Raw genomic sequence first — 17,302 nt, 5'->3', positions numbered from 1 at the left:
CCCGTCCCCATCCCGCAAAGGACTCTCCATGGCAACGGTGCCATCCGCACTCCGTACCGTCGCGGGCAACCTCTGCCTCGGCTCCGCCCCTGACTCCTGGGGCGTCTGGTTCCCCGAAGACGAGCACCAGGTGTCCTACACCCGCTTCCTCGACGAACTGGCCACAGCCGGATACAAGTGGCTGGAGCTCGGGCCGTACGGCTACCTCCCCACCGACCCACAGCGGCTGAAGGAGGAGCTGGACGCCCGCGGGCTCCAGGTCTCCGGCGGTACCGCGTTCGGTGCGCTGCACCGGCCGGAGGCGTGGGACGACATGCTCACCCACGTCCGCCAGGTCGCCACCCTGACCGCCGCCGCGGGAGCCCATCATCTCGTCCTGATCCCGCCGATGTACCGGGACGAGAAGACCGGCGCGTTCACGGAGTCGCCCGAGCTGACCGCCGAGCAGTGGGCAGGCTTCGGCAAGGCCGCCGACCGGCTCGGCAAGCTGCTGCTCGACGAGTACGACGTACGGCTCGTGATCCATCCGCACGCCGACAGCCACATCCAGACCCAGCCGGAGATCGAGCGGCTGCTGAGCGAGTCGGACTCCCGCTACACCAACCTCTGTCTGGACACCGGACACGTGGCCTACGGGGGCGGCGACAACCTCGACCTGATCCGGCGCTTCGGTGAGCGCGTCGGCTACGTGCACATCAAGCAGATGGATCCCGAGGTGCTGGCCCAGGTGACGGCCGAGGACCTGTCCTTCGGCGAAGCCGTCAAGCGCGGGGTGTGCGTGTCCCCTCCGGCCGGGGTGCCGAATCCGGCGGACGTGGTGACCGAGCTGGCCGCGCTGGACGCCGAGTTGTTCGTGATCGTCGAGCAGGACCTGTACCCCTGCGCTCCCGAGGTCCCGCTGCCCATCGCGGTCAGCACCCGTGAGTACCTGGTCGGCCGCGGGCTGGCGGGTACCCGCCGCCCGAACCTCGACCGGTAGGAGGCGGACATGGACGTCAGGGACGACGCGCCCAAGATCCCCACCCCCACGAGCGACGCCTCACCCGCCGTCGCCCGGAGACTGCGCGTCATCACGCTGATCGCCACCTTCGGCGGACTCCTCTTCGGCTACGACACCGGCGTCATCAACGGCGCCCTGCCCTACATGGCCGAGGACCTCGGTCTGACGCCCTTCACCGAGGGCATGGTCACCAGCTCGCTCCTCCTCGGTGCTGCCCTGGGCGCGATCACCGGTGGCAGGATGTCGGACGCGCGCGGCCGGCGGCGCACGATCCTCCTCCTCGCCGGGGTGTTCTTCGTCGGCGCGCTCGGCTGCACGCTCGCGCCGAACACGGCGGTCATGGTCGTCGCCCGGTTCGTGCTGGGTCTGGCGGTCGGCGGGGCGTCGGTTACCGTGCCCGTCTACCTCGCGGAGATCTCCCCCGCCGAGCGGCGCGGCGCGCTGGTCACCCGCAACGAACTCATGATCGTCAGCGGGCAGTTGCTGGCCTTCACTTCCAACGCGGCCATCGCCCGGGTCGGCGGCGAGTCCGGCGGCGTCTGGCGCTGGATGCTCGTCCTCGCCACGATCCCGGCCGTCGTGCTCTGGTTCGGCATGCTGGTGATGCCGGAAAGCCCACGCTGGCTGGCCTCCCGGACCCGCTTCGGCGAGGCCCTGGAGGTCCTCAAGCAGGTACGGTCCCGGCAGCGGGCCGAGGCCGAACTCGCCGAGGTGTCCGCGTTCGCCGTCAAGGAGGAGCGGGAAAGGCTCGGCGGCTGGCAGGACATGAAGTCCACGCCGTGGCTGCGCAGGCTGATGTTCGTCGGCTTCGGCATCGCGATCGTGCAGCAGATCACCGGCGTCAACACGATCATGTACTACGGCACCCAGATCCTCACCGACGCCGGTTTCGCCTCCGACAGCGCGCTGACCGCCAACATCGCCAACGGCGTCATATCGGTGCTCGCCACCTTCGTCGGCATCTGGCTGCTGGGCCGCGTCAAGCGCCGCCCGATGTTGATGACCGGTCAGATCGGCACCACGGCAGCCCTGTTGTTGATCGGCGTCTTCTCCCTGGCGCTGCCCTCGGGCGACGGGCGGGCGTACGCGGTGCTCGCCATGACCGTCACCTTCCTGGCCTTCCAGCAGGGCGCCATCTCACCGGTGACCTGGCTGATGCTCTCGGAGATCTTCCCGATGCGGATGCGCGGCTTCGGCATGGGCGTCGCGGCCGTGGTGCTGTGGCTGACGAACTTCGCGATCGGCCTGGTCTTCCCCTCCCTGGTCGCCGGGATCGGAGTCTCCAACACGTTCTTCCTCTTCGTGGCGGCGGGCCTCTTGTCGTTCACCTTCGTGAAGCTCTACGTCCCCGAGACCAAGGGCCGCACCCTCGAAAATCTCGAAGCCGAACTCCGGGCGCGCTTCTCCTGACCCCTCTCCTTTCACCTTCTCAAGGAATCGACATGACCGTACGCGTAGGCGTCATCGGCGCCGGAATGATCGGCCAGGACCACATACGCCGCCTCACCGAGGTCGTCACCGGGGCGGCCGTGACCGCGGTGACCGACATCGCCCCGGAGCGGGCCGCCGAAGTGGCCGCCCGGGTGGGCGCGGTGGCACTGCCCACCGGCACCGACCTCATCGCCTCCCCGGACGTGGACGCCGTACTCGTCACCTCGTGGGGTCCCACCCATGCCGAGCACGTCCTGGGCGCCGTCGCCGCCGGCAAGCCGGTCTTCTGCGAGAAGCCCCTCGCCACCACGGCGGAGGACTGCCTGCGCATCGTCGACGCCGAACGCGCCCACGGCCGCCGCCTCGTCCAGGTCGGTTTCATGCGCCGCTTCGACCCGGGATACCGGCAGATGAAGGAGGTCATCGCCTCCGGTGCCCTCGGCACTCCGCTGATCGTGCACTGCGCCCACCGCAACCCGACCGTGCCGGAGTCGTACCACTCCGCCATGGCCGCCCAGGACACGGCGGTGCACGAGATCGACGTGCTGCGCTGGCTGCTGGACGACGAGATCGTCTCCGCCCAGGTGGTCACCCCACGGGCCACGGGCAAGCGGTTCGCGCACCTCAAGGACCCGCAGATCATGTACTTCGAGACGGCGAACGGTGTCCGCATCGATCTGGAAGTCTTCGTCAACTGCCAGTACGGCTACGACATCCAGTGCGAGACCGTCGGCGAGGAGGGCCTGGTCCGGCTGCCCGACCCCGCGGCCGTCGGCGTCCGCACCGCCGGGCGGCACGGCACCGCCGTCCTGCAGGACTGGAAGGGCCGCTTCGCGGACGCCTTCGACACCGAGTTCCGCGAATGGGTCGACACGCTCGCCGCCGGCGCCGAGCCCACCGGCCCATCCGCCTGGGACGGCTATGCCGCCACCGTCATCACCGACGCCGCCGTCCGCTCCCTGGAGTCCCACGGCCCCGTCGTCACCGTCGACATGAAGCCCCGCCCGGCCTTCTACGGAGGCACCGCATGAAGATCGCCCTCGACCCCTACATGTTCCGCGCCCTGCCGATCGACGACATGGTGCGCACGGTCGCCGAACTCGGCTACGAATACATCGAGTTGTCGCCCCGCGACGACTTCATGCCGTTCTTCCTGCACCCGCGCGCCGACGACGAGCGGATCACCGAGCTGAAGAACTCCCTGCGCACGCACGGCGTCCAGCTCTCCTCCGTCCTCCCCCTCTACAGGTGGTCCTCGCCGGACGAGGCGGAGCGACAGGCGGCCGTCCGTTACTGGAAGCGGATGATCGAGATCACCGCCGACCTCAAATGCCCCCTCATGAACTCGGAGTTCAACGGCCGCCCCGAGCGCGCCGCCGAGAGCGAAGCCGCCTTCTGGCGCTCGCTGGAGGAGCTGCTCCCGCTGTTCGAGCGCGAGGGAATAGCACTCAATCTTGAGGCCCACCCCGACGACTTCTGCGAGGAGAACACGCCCGCCGTCGACCTCGTCCGCGCGATCAACAAACCTTGGGTCAACTACCTCTACTGCGCCCCGCACTCCTTCCACCTCTCCGGCGCGGATCCGACGACCGACATCGCGGCGATGATGCGCTACGCCGGCGACAAGCTTCAGCACCTGCACATCGCCGACTCCTTCAACCACAAGGGCTCCTCCGGCCTGCGCTACATCCTCAACCCACCGGGCACCACCGCCCGCATCCACCAGCACCTCGACATCGGCCAGGGCGAGGTCGACTGGAACGCCTTCTTCGGCACCCTGCGCGAACTGGACTTCGACGGCGTCGCCACCGCCTGCGTCTTCGCCTGGGAGGAACGCGCCAAGGAATCCTCCGCGTTCATGCTGGACCGCATCACCAAGGAACTCGCGGGGTAGTCCATCCGTCGGCGTCCGGCAGCTCCGGCGCTCGTCTCCGGACGCCGAGGCAGCGGCAGTCCACTCCAGTCCAGTGGTGCGGCTCGGCACTGCAGCGGTCGATGTCGGCTATGGCGCAGCCGTAGATCGGCGTCCGTGAGAACTCTGGACGTGGGCGGACGCCTGCCGTCAGCGTACCGACCCGGTCCCCCGAATCAGGCCGCGACGAGCTCCTGCTCGCGGTCCGGCGTTTCGACCTTGGGCTTCTTGTTCGGCAGCGAGAGCCGGAAGACCTTGTGCCACGCGGAGAACACCTGCTTGGGCAGCGGCCCGGTGACGTATTCCAGCTCGTACTTTTCGAACAGCGCGCGCACCTTCACCGCGACCTCGGCGTACCGGTTGCTCGGCAGGTCCGGGAACAGGTGGTGCTCGATCTGGTGCGACAGGTTGCCGGTCATGAAGTGCATGGCCTTGCTGCCGCTGATGTTCGCCGAGCCCATCATCTGGCGCAGGTACCATTGGCCGCGCGTCTCGCCCTTGATCGACCGGCGCTCGAAGACCTGCACGCCCTCGGGGAAGTGCCCGCACATGATCACCGAGTGGGACCAGATGTTGCGGACCAGGTTCGCGGTGAACGTGGCGGCGAGCGTGGGGAGGAACGACGGGCCCGACAGCAGCGGGTGGATCACGTAGTCCTTGAGCACCTGCTTGCGGATCTTGCGGCCCACTGCCTTGGCCCGCGCGCGGAACTCCGGGTTCTTGCGGCGGCGCTTGTGCAGGTTCTTGCCGAGCTCCAGGTCGTACGCTGCGATGCCGTACTCGAAGAAGCAGGCGTTGATGAAGTTCCACAGCGGCTGGCCGAGGTGGAACGGGTGCCACTTCTGGTCCTCGTCGACGCGCATGATTCCGTAGCCGAGGTCGTTGTCCTTGCCGATCACGTTGGTGTACGTGTGGTGCAGCTCGTTGTGCGAGTGCTTCCACTGGTCGGCCGGCGAGACGTGATCCCATTCCCAGGTGGTGGAGTGGATCTTCGGGTCTCGCATCCAGTCCCACTGGCCGTGCAGGATGTTGTGGCCGATCTCCATGTTGTCCATGATCTTCGCCACGGACAGACCGGCGGTGCCGATCAGCCACGCGGGCGGGAAGAGCGAGAACAGCAGCACGCCCCTGCTGACCAGCTCGAGCTTGCGCTGCGCCGAGATGACCTTGCGGATGTAGGCGGCGTCTTTCTCGCCGCGGCCGGCGATCACCTCGTCGCGGATCGCGTCCAGCTCCCGGCCGAGCTCCTCGATCTGCTCCGCGGTCAGGTGGGCGGTGGGGTCAATGGCGGTCAAAGTGGTCCTACCGTTCGATGTCGCAGGGGCCCGCCGCGGCGGACACACAGGTCTGGATGAGGACGCCCGGCTCGGCCTCGGTGAGCTCGCCGGTGCGCAGGTCGCGGACGGCGCCCGCTTTGAGCGGAGTGACGCAGCCGAAACAGATGCCCATGCGGCACCCCGACGGCATGAGCACGCCGGCCTCTTCACCGACGTCCAGCAACGGCGTGGCGCCGTCCGCGTCGACAGTTTTGCCGGTGGTGCTGAAGGTGACCTGGCCGCCGTCGCCGGTGACGACGACTCTGGGGCGGAAGCGTTCGGTGTGCAGGCGCTCTGGGACGCCGTGTTCGCTCCAGTGCTTTTCGGCGGCGTCGAGCAGGCCCGCGGGTCCGCAGGCCCAAGTCTCGCGCTCGGCCCAGTCGGGCACGAGTTCGTCGAGACGGGCGATGTCGAGCATGCCGTCGATGTCGGTGTGCACCTCGGTGAGCCGCAGCTTCTTGTCCGCGACCAGGTCGTGCAGCTCGTTGCGGAAGATCACGTCTTGCGGCTGTGGCGCGCAGTGGACCATGACGGCGTCGTCGAACTCGGTGTCGCGCAGCATGCCCATCACGGGCGTGATGCCGCTGCCGGCCGTCAGGTAGAGCACCTTGGCGGGCTTGGCCTGCGGCAGTACGAAGTCACCGGTCGGCTGGTCGAGCTGGATCAGCGTGCCCGGTTTCGCCCTCCGGACCAGGTGGTTGCTGACCTTGCCGTCCGGGATCGCCTTCACAGTGATCGTGACGCGGCCGTCCTGACTGTTTGTCGGCGAGGTGATGGAGTAGGCACGCCACAGGCGCACCCCGTCGACGTCGACCCCGATCCGCACGTACTGACCGGCTGTGTGGCCGCGCCAGCCCCGTCCCGGCCTGATCACGATGGTCGCGGCGTCACCCGTCTCGGGGTGCACGGCTTCGATGCGCCCACGCAGGTCGGCGCCCGCACGCAGCGGGCTGACCAGGTCCAGGTAGTCCGACGGCAGCAGCGGCGTCGTGACCATCTCCAGCAGTTTCCACGCCCGGGTGCGCAGGGCTGTACTCGTCATGACTCCAGCTTGCTGCGCCTCAAGGCGTAAAGTCCTGACCGCAGGACGTAAATCTGATCAGCTGAATTGTTCGCGGGGAACAAAACGTGAGCCATGCCATCCAGAGGGCCAGCGAACTGGCCTTGGACGAGACGACGGTCACCGCACTTCGGGCCGAGCTGAAGACCACCGCCGACGAGGTCGTCCAGGCGATCATCGACGAGGTCCCTTCCTACGCCAACGCCCTTTCGGGCAGCATGGGCGGCACCATCCGCCGAGCCGTCCGCACTGCCCTGGGACACTACCTGGACCTCGCGAGCGGCAACGCCACGGGCGGCGACGGCGGTGACGCAGCCTACGAACTGGGCCGCGGCGAGGTACGCGACGGCCGTTCGATGGACGCCCTGCTCAGCGCCTACCGCGTCGGCGCCCGCGTAGCCTGGCGCTGCCTGGCCGCCGGCGCCGTGCCCGCAGGTCTGCCCGCTGCCGAGGTCGCCAAGTTCGCCGAGCTGACCTTCGCCTACATCGACGAGCTCTCCGCCGCGAGCGCCGCGGGCCACGCCGACGAACTGGCCGCCCAGGGCAGGGCCCACGAGCGCCACCTGGAACAGCTTGCCCGCGGCCTCCTCGCCGGCGCGAGCCCGGACGTACTGCTTGTCTCTGCTCAACGGGCCGGGTGGCAGCCCCCGGTTTCGCTGACCGCGGTCCTGCTGCCCGCCGCCCAGGCCCGGCCTGCCTACCGCGTGCTCGACCCGAGCACCCTCGTCCTCGACGATCTGCCGGACGCCACCGGTGTGCTGCTCGTCCCCGATGCCGACCGATCACATCTCTTGCGGCAGCTGACCGACCGCACCGCCGTGGTCGGCCCGGCCCGGCCATGGACTCGTGCGTCCGCCTCGTACGCACGAGCCGTACGCGCGCGCTCCCTCTCCTCTGATATTCGCGACACTGAGGACCACCTGCCCGAGCTGGTGCTGAGCGCCGACCCGGACGCGTTCGCAGACCTGCGTGCCCGAGCCCTCGCACCGCTGCGGGCCTTGCCTGTCGCGACCGCGGGGCGGCTGGAAAAGACGTTGCGGGCGTGGCTGCTGCACCAGGGCAGGCGGAACGAGGTGGCGGCGGCGTTGTTCGTCCATCCCCAGACCGTCCGGTACCGGATGTCGCAGCTGCGGGAGCTGTTTCCCGATCTCGCATCGCCGCACCGGGTCCTTGAACTGACGCTGGCGGTCGGTCTCCGGGTCAGCTGACGCGTTCTTCGACCGTCCACGACTGCGTCCGCGAGCGGTCCAGGAATCGTGCTTCGTTCTCGGTGCCCCCACGCTGTTACTACCTTCAAGATCCCCTGCCCCTCACAGCAACCGGGTCCAGTCGCTGGACCTGCGGCCGGGCGACCCGCTGATGATGCTGCCCGACGGCGTGCTGGAGCGCAGCACAGGCAGCCTCGATCCGTCCAGACCTGATCGTGCACACCCGCGTGCTGCGTCCCCGCGAGGCCGCTCGCACCCTCATCGCGGCGATCGTCGACGCCGACCACGGTCACCTGCAGGACGACGCGACGGTCACATACCTGGACCGGCAGGGCGTCGGCCACTCCCGGCGTGACGCCGACACCGGTGCCGACCTCAGCGACGCGTCCGCCTCGTCGCGGACGAGGCAGAGCATTCCTGGACCATGACTCGGACGTTCTCCGGTCCCCCGCTGCTGCGGGCCCTTGGGCGGACGACCCAGGGGTGCTTTGCCCGGGATGGCGGCGTCACCGGGGGAGGCGCCTTGGATGCGGCCCAGGCGCAGGCTGAGAGACGAAGACAGCGGTCAGGACCACCACACCGGTGACGAGCAGGTGGAACAGGCCCTTCGCCACCAATCCTCGGAGTGGTGGGGGAAGCGGAGGAAGCATCAACGGCGAGCGGCAATGCTCGTCGCCGCGCCCTCAGTAGGTGGTCAGGCTGTTCCGCCGGTGTGCGGGAAGTCGGGCAGGTAGCGCACCGGCACCCACCCCAGGGCCAGATAACACGGGTGTACAGCCAGCGCGGAGCTCCGACCCACAGGACCCGGAACACGATGCCGGCCACTGCCTTGGTCCATACGATCCGCAGCAGCATGGACTGTTCCGGCCGGAGGAGGAGCACGGCCAGGGGGGTGCAGGTGCCGGCGATGATCAGGAAGGTGTTGGCGTGGTCGAGTCGTCGTAGAAGGTCCTCGCGCCCCGACGCGACCGGCAGCTCCGCGGCTGTGTGAAGCACTGCCATGTCCACACGCTCAAGGTTCGTGCCCTGCCTATGAGGCTCCTGCGTCACCGCTGAACGCTGGCCTGTGCCCGGCTCCGCGCGGCGTCGCCACAGCCACTCGCGCCTCGCAGTCCCGGAACAGCGAATCGGAGCAGAGCAAACCTCATCGACCACCGCTCAACCGGGCCCATCCCTGAACGCAGAGACCCCCGCCGGAATCAGCCGGCAGGGGTCCACAGCGGTCACAGACGTGTCACCGACAGGGTCGACACAGCTGCGCCACAAGGACCTGATCAAACCGAACACTCCCAACCTGGACCCCGTGGACGCCAGAAGACGGTTCCGACTACCTGTGCCATGTGGTACCCAGGGAGGGCTCCAAGATCAGGACGGGAGCCTCTTCTGGCCCGTCAAAGCGGTGCTGCAGGGTGTTCGACGGTGTCTCACTCACGCCTCAGACGCTCTCACGTATCACGAAATCTCACACAGGCGGGGAAGCCCACGGCTCGATGCGGCAGCGGCGCCACCGCCACGTCGCCCCCGCCGAACCAGGACCGCCCCGGAAACCGAGACCGACGCCGAAACCGAATGGAGGACCGGTGCTGGACATCAGCGCACTCACCTGGGCCGTCACCATCGGCCTGATCCTCGCCCTGCTCGCGGTCGACCTGATCCTCGCCGCGACCCGCCCGCACCGGGTGGGCTTCGGCGAGGCCACCGCGTGGTCAGTGTTCTACATCGCCGTCGCGATTGGCTTCGGATTCTGGTTCGCCGCGCGGTACGGCGGTCAGTTCGGCACCGAGTACTTCGCCGGCTACATCGTCGAGAAGAGCCTGTCCGTCGACAATCTGTTCGTCTTCGTCATCATCATGGCCACCTTCGCCGTGCCGGCGGAACACCAGCACAAGGTGCTCACCTTCGGCATCGTGCTCGCCCTGGTCATGCGCGCGGTCTTCATCGCGCTCGGCGCCACCCTGCTGGCGCTGTTCTCGTTCATGTTCCTGCTGTTCGGTCTGCTGCTGATCTACACGGCCGTGCAGTTGTTCCGCCACCGCGACGAGGACCCCGACATCGAGGACAACGTCATGGTCAAGGCCACCCGCCGGTTCCTGCCGATCACCGACGACTACGTCGGCGGCAAACTCACCACCCGCGTCGACGGTCGCCGGATGGTCACCCCGCTGTTCGTGGTCCTGCTCGCCATCGGCAGCATCGACCTGCTCTTCGCGCTCGACTCCATCCCCGCGGTGTTCGGGATCACCCGGGAGCCCTACATCGTCTTCGTCGCCAACGCCTTCGCCCTGCTGGGTCTCCGTGCCCTGTTCTTCCTCGTCAAGGGGCTGCTGGACCGGCTGGTGTATCTGTCCGCAGGGCTGGCGCTGATCCTCGCGTTCATCGGCGTCAAGCTCATCCTGCACTGGGCGCATGTCGACGTGCACGAAGGCGTCCCCGAGATTCCCACCCCGCTCAGCCTCGCCGTGATCGCCGTCGTGCTCGCGGTCGTCACCGTGGCAAGTCTGATCAAGACCCGGCGCGACCCGACTGCCAAGGCCCACCCAGGATCCCTGCGCGCCCATCCCCCGAAGGACGGGGACTCCGATCAGGAAACCGGCGCCCGCTGAACCGCGCCTCTCAGGGAAGCAGACCCTCCCGGCTGCCGCCGCGTTCGCCGGCCGCGACGCGGGGCGGGTCTGCGCCGACGTGATGCGTACACGGAGTCCGTGCGGGCAGGTACTGGTAGCTGCCAGTGGTACTGCTTTACGGCACCGCGGGCAACGCGGTCTGCGACAGGCGCCTGTCTGACGCGGTCCCTGTCGGTCGCCGGTGTCGATGCGCGCAGACAGGTGGTCCAGCGTCGACCATGGGTGCTTGATGCGATCCATGCGACATGCGGTCACCCCGACCATGGCGGTAACCTCCGGCGGAGGTCAGCACCGCCCGCTCGCCGTGTCCGGGCCGGGGCCAAGGCCCGGTTCCGTGAACTCGAGGACCCGGGCGAGCGACTACGGCCCGAACGGTGGGCTCCAACCCGGGTCACGGCCACGGTGAGCGGCACGGTAACTCCGGCCGACCCTGTGCGGCGGCGCGGCTGTGCCTCTGGGCCACGGCCGCCGTACCCGCGGCCGGTCCCCGACGACGGGTTGCTCACCTGGCGCTCCGAGCGCTACGGCTTCGTATGCACCCCGCTCGGACCGTGCGGTTGGGAAGCCGGGGCGTCCTGGTGACACTCCAGGAGCTGTACATGACGCTGCTGGTCGCCGGCACGGTGCTGCTCGCCAGCATCGCCGCGGCCCGCGCCGCCCACCGCCTCGGTCTGCCCAGCCTGCTGCTGTTCCTCGCCGTCGGCGTGATCACCGGCGAGGACGTCATCGGCCTGCACTTCGATGACGCCCAGCTCGCCCAGGCGCTGGGCACCGCCGCGCTGGCGGTCATCCTCATCGAGGGCGGTCTGACCACCCAGTGGAGCGACATCCGGCGCCTGCTGGCGCCGGCCGGGATGCTCGCCGCCGTCGGAGTGGCCGTGTCGGTGGTCGTCACCGCGGCGGGGGTGCACTGGCTGCTGGGCATGGACTGGCACCTGGCGCTGCTGCTCGGAGCGATCGTGGCCTCCACCGACGCCGCGGCCGTCTTCGCCGTGCTGCGCTCGCTGCCGCTGCCGCAGAAGGTCTCCGGGCTGCTGGAGGCCGAGTCCGGCTTCAACGACGCGCCGGCCATCATCCTGGTGACGGTCTTCTCCACCGCCACCTCCGAGCTGCCCGGTGCGGGGTCCGTCGCCGGCACCGTCGTCTACCAACTGGCCGTGGGAGGGCTGCTCGGTGTGGTGATCGGGCGCTTGGGGGCGGTGGCGCTGCGGCGCATCGCGCTGCCCGCGACCGGCCTGTATCCGCTGGCCACGCTCGGCTTCGGCGTCATCGCCTTCGCCGCCGCCGGCGCCGCCAACGCCAGCGGCATCATCGCCGCCTACCTCGCCGGCCTGGTGCTGGGCAATGCCAAGCTGCCCCACCGCGCCGCCACCCGCTCCTTCGCCGAAGGCGCCGGCTGGCTGGCCCAGATCGGCCTGTTCGTCATGCTCGGCCTGCTCGTCACCCCCCGTCAGCTGCCCTCCGCGATCCTGCCCGCCATCATCACCGGGCTCGTGCTGCTGCTGGCCGCCCGCCCCGCCTGCGTCGCCGTCTGCCTGACCCCCTTCCGCGTGCCGTGGCGGGAGCAGGCGTTCATCTCCTGGGCCGGGCTGCGCGGTGCCGTCCCGATCGTGCTGGCCACCTTCCCCGTCGTCGCGGGCGTCGACGGCGCCCAGGACCTGCTCGACATCGTCTTCGTCCTGGTCGTCCTGTTCACCCTCATCCAGGGCCCGGCCCTGCCGGCCACGGCCCGCCGGCTGGGACTGACCCGCCCCGGCGCTCTGCGCGAGGTCCAGGTCGAGACCGCACCGCTGGACGTCCTCGACGCGGACCTGCTCACCGTCACCGTCCCGCCGGGCTCCCGCCTGCAGGGGGTGGCGGTCTTCGAACTCCGCCTGCCTGCGCCGACCGTGCTCACCCTCATCGTCCGCGACGGCGCTGCCCACGTTCCCGGCCCCGACACCGTGCTCCGCACCGGTGACGAACTGCTGCTGGTCACCACGCCGCAGACCCGGGAGGCCGCGGAGCGACGGCTGCGTGCCGTCGGGCGCCGCGGCAAACTCGCGCGCTGGTTCGGCGAACACGGCGACCAGGAACCACCCGCCGCCGCCCCAGCCTCCGAGGCCCCGCGGTAAGCGCTGCCGTGGTGGGAGCAATTCGGCGTTCGCCCGGCCACTCAACCGGCGGACAGTGTCCGACGGTCTCACTGGCGGTGCAGTAGCCATGGAAAGGCCAAGGAAAAGCAAGGGGGGACAAAACTCTCCCTGCCACGGGTGACGCCCGTGGTGCAAGACTCTCGGCGTGATCAGCCGACCCGTCGAGGCGAGCGGTCACCCGGTTTCCCGCGGTGGCGTCGATCTCGTGCCTGGTCTCCCGCCGGTGTACACGACTGATCCGTCCGCGACGAAAAGGCGAACGTATGTCCTCTGAACTCCCTGAAACTGCTGTTTCTCCGCCCACCGGAGCGGTGAGTCCACCTCGGGGCCCAGTCGGCGCACCGTCATCGCCACCGGTGTCGCGGTGAGCGGTGTCGCGGTTTGGTCGCCGCTCAGTCAAGCCGCGCCCCGGTCCGAAACGGACCGCACACCTCTGTCAGGGCGTCGACGTACCCGGCGGCGACCATCGATCACCGATGACCGGAACGCACACCGGGGTCTCACCGGGGTCTCCTCCCGTACGGAAGCCACCCTCCACCGAGCCGATCGTCCCACGTAGCCGGTCGACGCGCCCTGACCGTCATCGGTGCGACGGTGTTGCTCTTCATCCTTCGGGCGGTGCCGGCGGCCGATAGGGCCCGCTCGCGCCGATGCGGGGCGGGGGGCCCAGCTGCGGACCCACGGCGGGAGAGCGTGCATGATCCCCGCCGAATGAGGGCTGCGGCGGGTGTCAGTCGGCCGGCTTGCTCAAGAGGCGGCAGATCTCAGTCGTCGGGAGCTCTGTCGCAGGGCTCGTCAACGCGCCGTGGCCACAACCGGTTCCACCTGGCGCACGCGGAACCGTTTACGTCGCAGCAGGGGCCGCTCGATGAGGAGGTACGAAGCGAGAGCGGCCACAACCGTTGCCGCGACGCCGGCCGGGAGCAGCCGGGCGCCGCCCACACCGAGGTCGGAGAGCAACCTGAGGACGGGGTAGTGCCACAGGTACATCCCGTAGCTGAGGTTGCGCCCGATCCACGCCGGTGCGGGGAGCGACAGGAGGCGGGAGGGCCACACCCGCGGGCACAGGTCCATCGCGGCCACGACCACGGCCGACAGAACGGCGGCGGCCAGGAATCCCACGGTGTACCACACGGGGTTCCACCCGCTGGGTTCGGTGATCGGCACCTGCCAGGCGATCAGCCCCAGCAGCGTGAGCGCGGGCCAGCACAGCCGTCCCGCCCATCGGCGCAGCAGTGCCAGCCGTGGGTCCCCGGCGCGCAGTCGGGCCAGGACAAGGGCCAGCAGAGCCCCCACGAGGAGCTGGTCGGCGCGCGTGTCGGGGCCGTTGTAGATGCGGTGCGCCGCCGTGGAATCCCACAGCACCATGCGCCACAGCACCGGCAGGAGGCACAGGGCCGCGGCCCAGCCCAGCACCGTCCGCGCCGTCGCGTGCCGCAGCAGCACCAGCAACAGGAGCGGCCAGGCCAGGTAGAACTGCTCCTCCACTCCGAGGGACCATGTGTGACTCAGCGGCGCGGTGAGGTCGGAGTACGTCCCGGACTCCCCGGCCCGTACGAGATTGACCACCGAGGCCGCGGCCAGCGCCGCCGCTACCCAGGCCCCGTCGAACAGCGGTAGCGGGAGCGCCACGGCGAGCAGGGCGGTGACCGCGCACATCAGCAGCATGGCCGGCACCAGCCGGAGCCACCGCCGCCGGTAGAACGACCACAGGCCGATGCCACCGGTGCGGGCGTACTCGGCGACCAGCAGCCGGGTGATGACGAAGCCGCTGAGAGTGAAGAAGAAGTCCACCGCCACCGAGCCTCCGGGCACCCGGTCCGGCTCCGCGTGATAGACGATCACCAACGCCACCGCGACCGTCCGCAGTCCGTCCAGCCCCGCCACCCGCCCGCCACGCAGCGCCGACGAAAAGCCCCGCCCGCCCTCTCTTCCCCGTGGTGCCGACGACGGGGTGAGCGGCGCTGCGCGCAGGTTAGGGCTCTGCTCCGTGTCCTCGTCCGCCGTGCTCGGTCGCGAGATGCTCATATTGGCGGCGTCTGCCCGGTCGCTCGAAGATCACACAAGTCCGGACCGCCCGGGCCGAGATCTCGGCGTTCCCCGAGATCTTCTACACCGGAAACGTCCACGGAAGCATCGCCTCGGCGGGGACGTCGTGGTCGCCGAGCAGGTCGTGCTCACCGCAGGTGACGGCGGTCATGGCTGTGCGGGCCTTCTCTGGAGCAGCTTCGGGCGCGGGTGTACTGGACAATGCGACCGCCTCGGGGCGCGCGATCCTCGCGCATCTGCCGACGGCGGACGTCGACGAGGTGGTCAGGCGCGGCCTGGAACGCTTCAGCGATGCCACGCCGACCGATCCGGTTCAGTTGCGCGCCGAGCTGGAGCGGGTACGGGCCGGCGGATTCTCCGTCAACCTGAATCAGTACCGGCCGGGCGTCTGCGCGGTGGCTGCCGCCATCCTGGATGGGGATGGCGCGCCCCTTGCGACGATCACCGTCTCCATGCCCGAGTCGCGGTACGACGCCGCACGGCTACCGGAGCTGGGGCGTCTTGTCGCTGACACGGCGAAGGAGATCGCGGCGCGTCGCACGGGTGAGTGAGCGCGCAGCAGGGTGCAGCGCAAGGGCGATCCCGTGGTGTGACGGGCCGCTTTCCCAGCGCCTGTGGCTTGGAAACGGGCCCGGAGGGGCCCATCGCGAGGAACCGTGAGGTGAACTAGCTGGTGACGCCCCTCACGGGAGCGCGTCGGTATACGCCAGAATCCTGCCGCGAGGGTCAGCCTCCAACACCGTGGCCTTGGCAGGTGATCCGACAGTGCCACCGTGAGGACGGGGATTGTGACGGTTCCTCTGAGTCCTCGCCGTATTTCAGAGGGACCCGCGCTGTTCTGCCAGCGGCAGAACAGCGGCCGGACCGGGCTCGACGATCACTACGATCCAGTCTCATGACGACAATTACGACACGTACGGTCGAGTATCCGGCCGACGGTCTGACGATGATCGGGCACCTCGCGCTCCCGGCCGGCGTCGACCGCCGGCCCGCGGTGCTGCTCGGACCAGAGGGCATGGGCCTCAGCGACGTCGAGCGCCGCCGGGCCGATGCTCTCGCCGAGCTGGGATATGTAGCGCTGGCCTTCGACCTTCACGGCGGGCGCTATCTAGGTGACCCCGAGGAGATGCTGGCCCGTTGCATGCCACTGCTCGCTGATCCCGACCGGATGCGGGGCATCGGCCATGCGGCGCTCGACGTGTTGCGCACCGAACCGCGGACCGACCCCGACCGGATCGCCGCCGTCGGTTACGGCACCGGGGGCGCCATCGGGCTGGAACTCGGGCGTGATGGCGTCAGCCTGCGCGCGATCGGGACAGTGAACGCACTGACCACGGGCCGACCGGGCGAGGCGGCGCGCATCCGCTGCCCGGTGTGGGCCGGGGTCGGGTCGGAAGACCCGATCATGCCGCCCGCGCAACGGAACGCGTTCACCGCTGAGATGCAGGCCGCAGGCGTCGACTGGCGCCTCTCGGTCTACGGCGGCGCCTTGCACGCCTTCCACCACCCACCGGTCGACCACCCCGCAGTCCCCGGCGTCGGCTACCACCCACGGCACGCGCGGCGCGCCTGGCGCGACATCGTGGACCTGCTCGCCGAGAACTTGCCCGTGACGGAGGAGCTGGGGACATGCCCCAGGTAAGCATTCTGAACCCGCACCACCCGGCGCTGGGGGAGCGTGACACCGCCGACTGCTGGCACCGCCAGACCGACAATGTCCAGCCCCCGCCGCAACTCCCCGGCGTTCGACCACGCCGGTGCCTGGCACCCGGCAGACCACCGCATCACCAGCACCTCCACCACCCACTTCACGGGGATGCTGCGCCATCTCGCCACGCAGACCGTCCGCTCGCGGCCGGCCGGCGTCAGCAAGCTCATGGCCTACACCCCTACCGCGGTCACCGCCGGCTACCTTCGTGAACGGGAGGTGTTCGGGCGGCACTTACGGCCGTCGGGTGTCAGAGGCCCGCGTCACAAGGGCCCCAGCCCGCGTCCCCGGCTGCACGTCACCCGTTCCTCATGCACGACGCGCCGCCCGTGGCGCCGACCATCCGTGGCGGGGAATACCACGGATCCTCGCGCCGGCGACAGCCGTCATCGCCGGCCCGGAGCCGGCAGTCTCCCTCAACCGTCCCAGACCACAAGCCCGCCGCACCCCGCTGTGACCGCACGGATCCAGGCAACGTGCCTCCTACGGGCGACCGGAGGGCTCGTTTCGTCGAACCGGTTCGCGTCATGCTCGCACTGTGCGCAGCCAGTCGACAACACCCGCGTCACAACGGCTGCGGAGAAGGTCACCGACGGTTGCAGCTCCGCCCCAGGAAATGCTGCGCGGAGTATTGACAGCCGTCCGGGTCATTCCTACCTTCACTTCACGCGAACCGGTTCGATGACCGGATGCGGCCTCGTCGTCAGTCCCCAGTCCGACCCGGACCCGCGACCCCCGGCTCCTCTCGGAGCGGACCCGCGGTTCGAGCAAGGAGTTCTTCGTGAACATCGGTGAGATCGCCAAGCGTGCCGGTGTCTCGCGGAGCACCGTGTCCTACGCGCTGAGCGGCAAGCGCCCG

At 69.5% G+C, this 17,302-nt stretch carries 14 protein-coding genes and 1 pseudogene; 11 read left to right on the top strand and 4 right to left on the bottom strand.

Going from position 1 to position 17,302, the window contains the following annotated elements; all coding sequences use genetic code 11:
- Positions 1-28: 28 nt before the first annotated feature.
- The 4 genes from ABTX62_RS31950 to ABTX62_RS31935 are packed head-to-tail and all read left to right on the top strand — an operon-like array spanning position 29 to position 4,325.
- Positions 29-979, top strand: a complete 951-nt coding sequence (locus tag ABTX62_RS31950) for a TIM barrel protein (protein ID WP_352119430.1) — start codon at positions 29-31, stop codon at positions 977-979.
- A gap of 9 nt (positions 980-988) precedes the next feature.
- Positions 989-2,410, top strand: a complete 1,422-nt coding sequence (locus tag ABTX62_RS31945) for a sugar porter family MFS transporter (protein WP_352119429.1) — start codon at positions 989-991, stop codon at positions 2,408-2,410.
- Positions 2,411-2,442: 32 nt separating this feature from the next.
- A complete protein-coding gene (locus ABTX62_RS31940) occupies positions 2,443-3,462 on the top strand; it encodes a Gfo/Idh/MocA family oxidoreductase (protein ID WP_352119428.1) in 1,020 nt (339 codons plus the stop codon).
- Entirely contained in the window at positions 3,459-4,325 is an 867-nt protein-coding gene (locus ABTX62_RS31935) for a sugar phosphate isomerase/epimerase family protein (RefSeq protein WP_352119427.1), read from the top strand. Before ABTX62_RS31940 ends, ABTX62_RS31935 begins: the two co-directional genes overlap by 4 nt.
- Before the next feature lie 194 nt (positions 4,326-4,519).
- Here the strand turns inward: ABTX62_RS31935 and ABTX62_RS31930 are convergent, their stop codons facing one another.
- Both ABTX62_RS31930 and ABTX62_RS31925 read right to left on the bottom strand, forming a co-directional pair.
- Positions 4,520-5,638: a fatty acid desaturase family protein gene (locus tag ABTX62_RS31930; RefSeq protein ID WP_352119426.1), complete on the bottom strand. Its 1,119-nt coding sequence runs from the start codon at positions 5,636-5,638 to the stop codon at positions 4,520-4,522.
- 7 nt (positions 5,639-5,645) lie between these two features.
- The gene (locus tag ABTX62_RS31925) at positions 5,646-6,701 is read right to left on the bottom strand and encodes a ferredoxin reductase (protein WP_352119425.1); all 1,056 of its coding nucleotides are present in this window, start codon (positions 6,699-6,701) and stop codon (positions 5,646-5,648) included.
- Between the two features lie 86 nt (positions 6,702-6,787).
- On the opposite strand from ABTX62_RS31925, the gene ABTX62_RS31920 reads away from it, so the two are divergent.
- Positions 6,788-7,927, top strand: a complete 1,140-nt coding sequence (locus tag ABTX62_RS31920) for a PucR family transcriptional regulator (protein ID WP_352119424.1) — start codon at positions 6,788-6,790, stop codon at positions 7,925-7,927.
- 215 nt (positions 7,928-8,142) lie between these two features.
- Positions 8,143-8,355, top strand: a complete 213-nt coding sequence (locus tag ABTX62_RS31915; RefSeq protein ID WP_352119423.1) for a hypothetical protein — start codon at positions 8,143-8,145, stop codon at positions 8,353-8,355.
- Positions 8,356-8,624: 269 nt separating this feature from the next.
- On the opposite strand, the pseudogene ABTX62_RS31910 reads toward ABTX62_RS31915, so the two are convergent.
- Positions 8,625-8,881, bottom strand: a pseudogene (locus ABTX62_RS31910) (hemolysin III family protein); the annotation flags it as partial.
- 626 nt (positions 8,882-9,507) lie between these two features.
- Here ABTX62_RS31910 and ABTX62_RS31900 point away from each other — a divergent pair.
- Positions 9,508-10,530 (top strand): TerC family protein, encoded by a 1,023-nt coding sequence (locus ABTX62_RS31900; RefSeq protein ID WP_352119422.1) that lies wholly within the window; start codon positions 9,508-9,510, stop codon positions 10,528-10,530.
- 599 nt (positions 10,531-11,129) lie between these two features.
- A complete protein-coding gene (locus ABTX62_RS31895; RefSeq protein WP_352119462.1) occupies positions 11,130-12,665 on the top strand; it encodes a potassium/proton antiporter in 1,536 nt (511 codons plus the stop codon).
- Between the two features lie 816 nt (positions 12,666-13,481).
- Here ABTX62_RS31895 and ABTX62_RS31890 read toward each other — a convergent pair.
- Positions 13,482-14,714 carry an acyltransferase family protein gene (locus ABTX62_RS31890; RefSeq protein ID WP_352119421.1) on the bottom strand — a complete coding sequence of 411 codons (1,233 nt, stop codon included), beginning with the start codon at positions 14,712-14,714 and terminating at the stop codon, positions 13,482-13,484.
- A 170-nt stretch (positions 14,715-14,884) separates the two neighbouring features.
- Between ABTX62_RS31890 and ABTX62_RS31885 the strand changes: the two genes are divergently transcribed.
- The 3 genes from ABTX62_RS31885 to ABTX62_RS31875 all read left to right on the top strand — a co-directional run.
- Entirely contained in the window at positions 14,885-15,286 is a 402-nt protein-coding gene (locus tag ABTX62_RS31885) for an IclR family transcriptional regulator (protein ID WP_352119420.1), read from the top strand.
- Between the two features lie 344 nt (positions 15,287-15,630).
- Entirely contained in the window at positions 15,631-16,377 is a 747-nt protein-coding gene (locus ABTX62_RS31880) for a dienelactone hydrolase family protein (protein ID WP_352119419.1), read from the top strand.
- An 847-nt stretch (positions 16,378-17,224) separates the two neighbouring features.
- The coding region (locus tag ABTX62_RS31875) for a LacI family DNA-binding transcriptional regulator (protein WP_352119461.1) at positions 17,225-17,302 on the top strand (78 nt) is incomplete at its 3' end.

The sequence above is a fragment of the Streptomyces sp. NPDC096046 genome (genome assembly GCF_040303285.1).
Lineage (GTDB): Bacteria > Actinomycetota > Actinomycetes > Streptomycetales > Streptomycetaceae > Streptomyces.
This window is presented reverse-complemented; position numbering and strand designations above follow the sequence as displayed.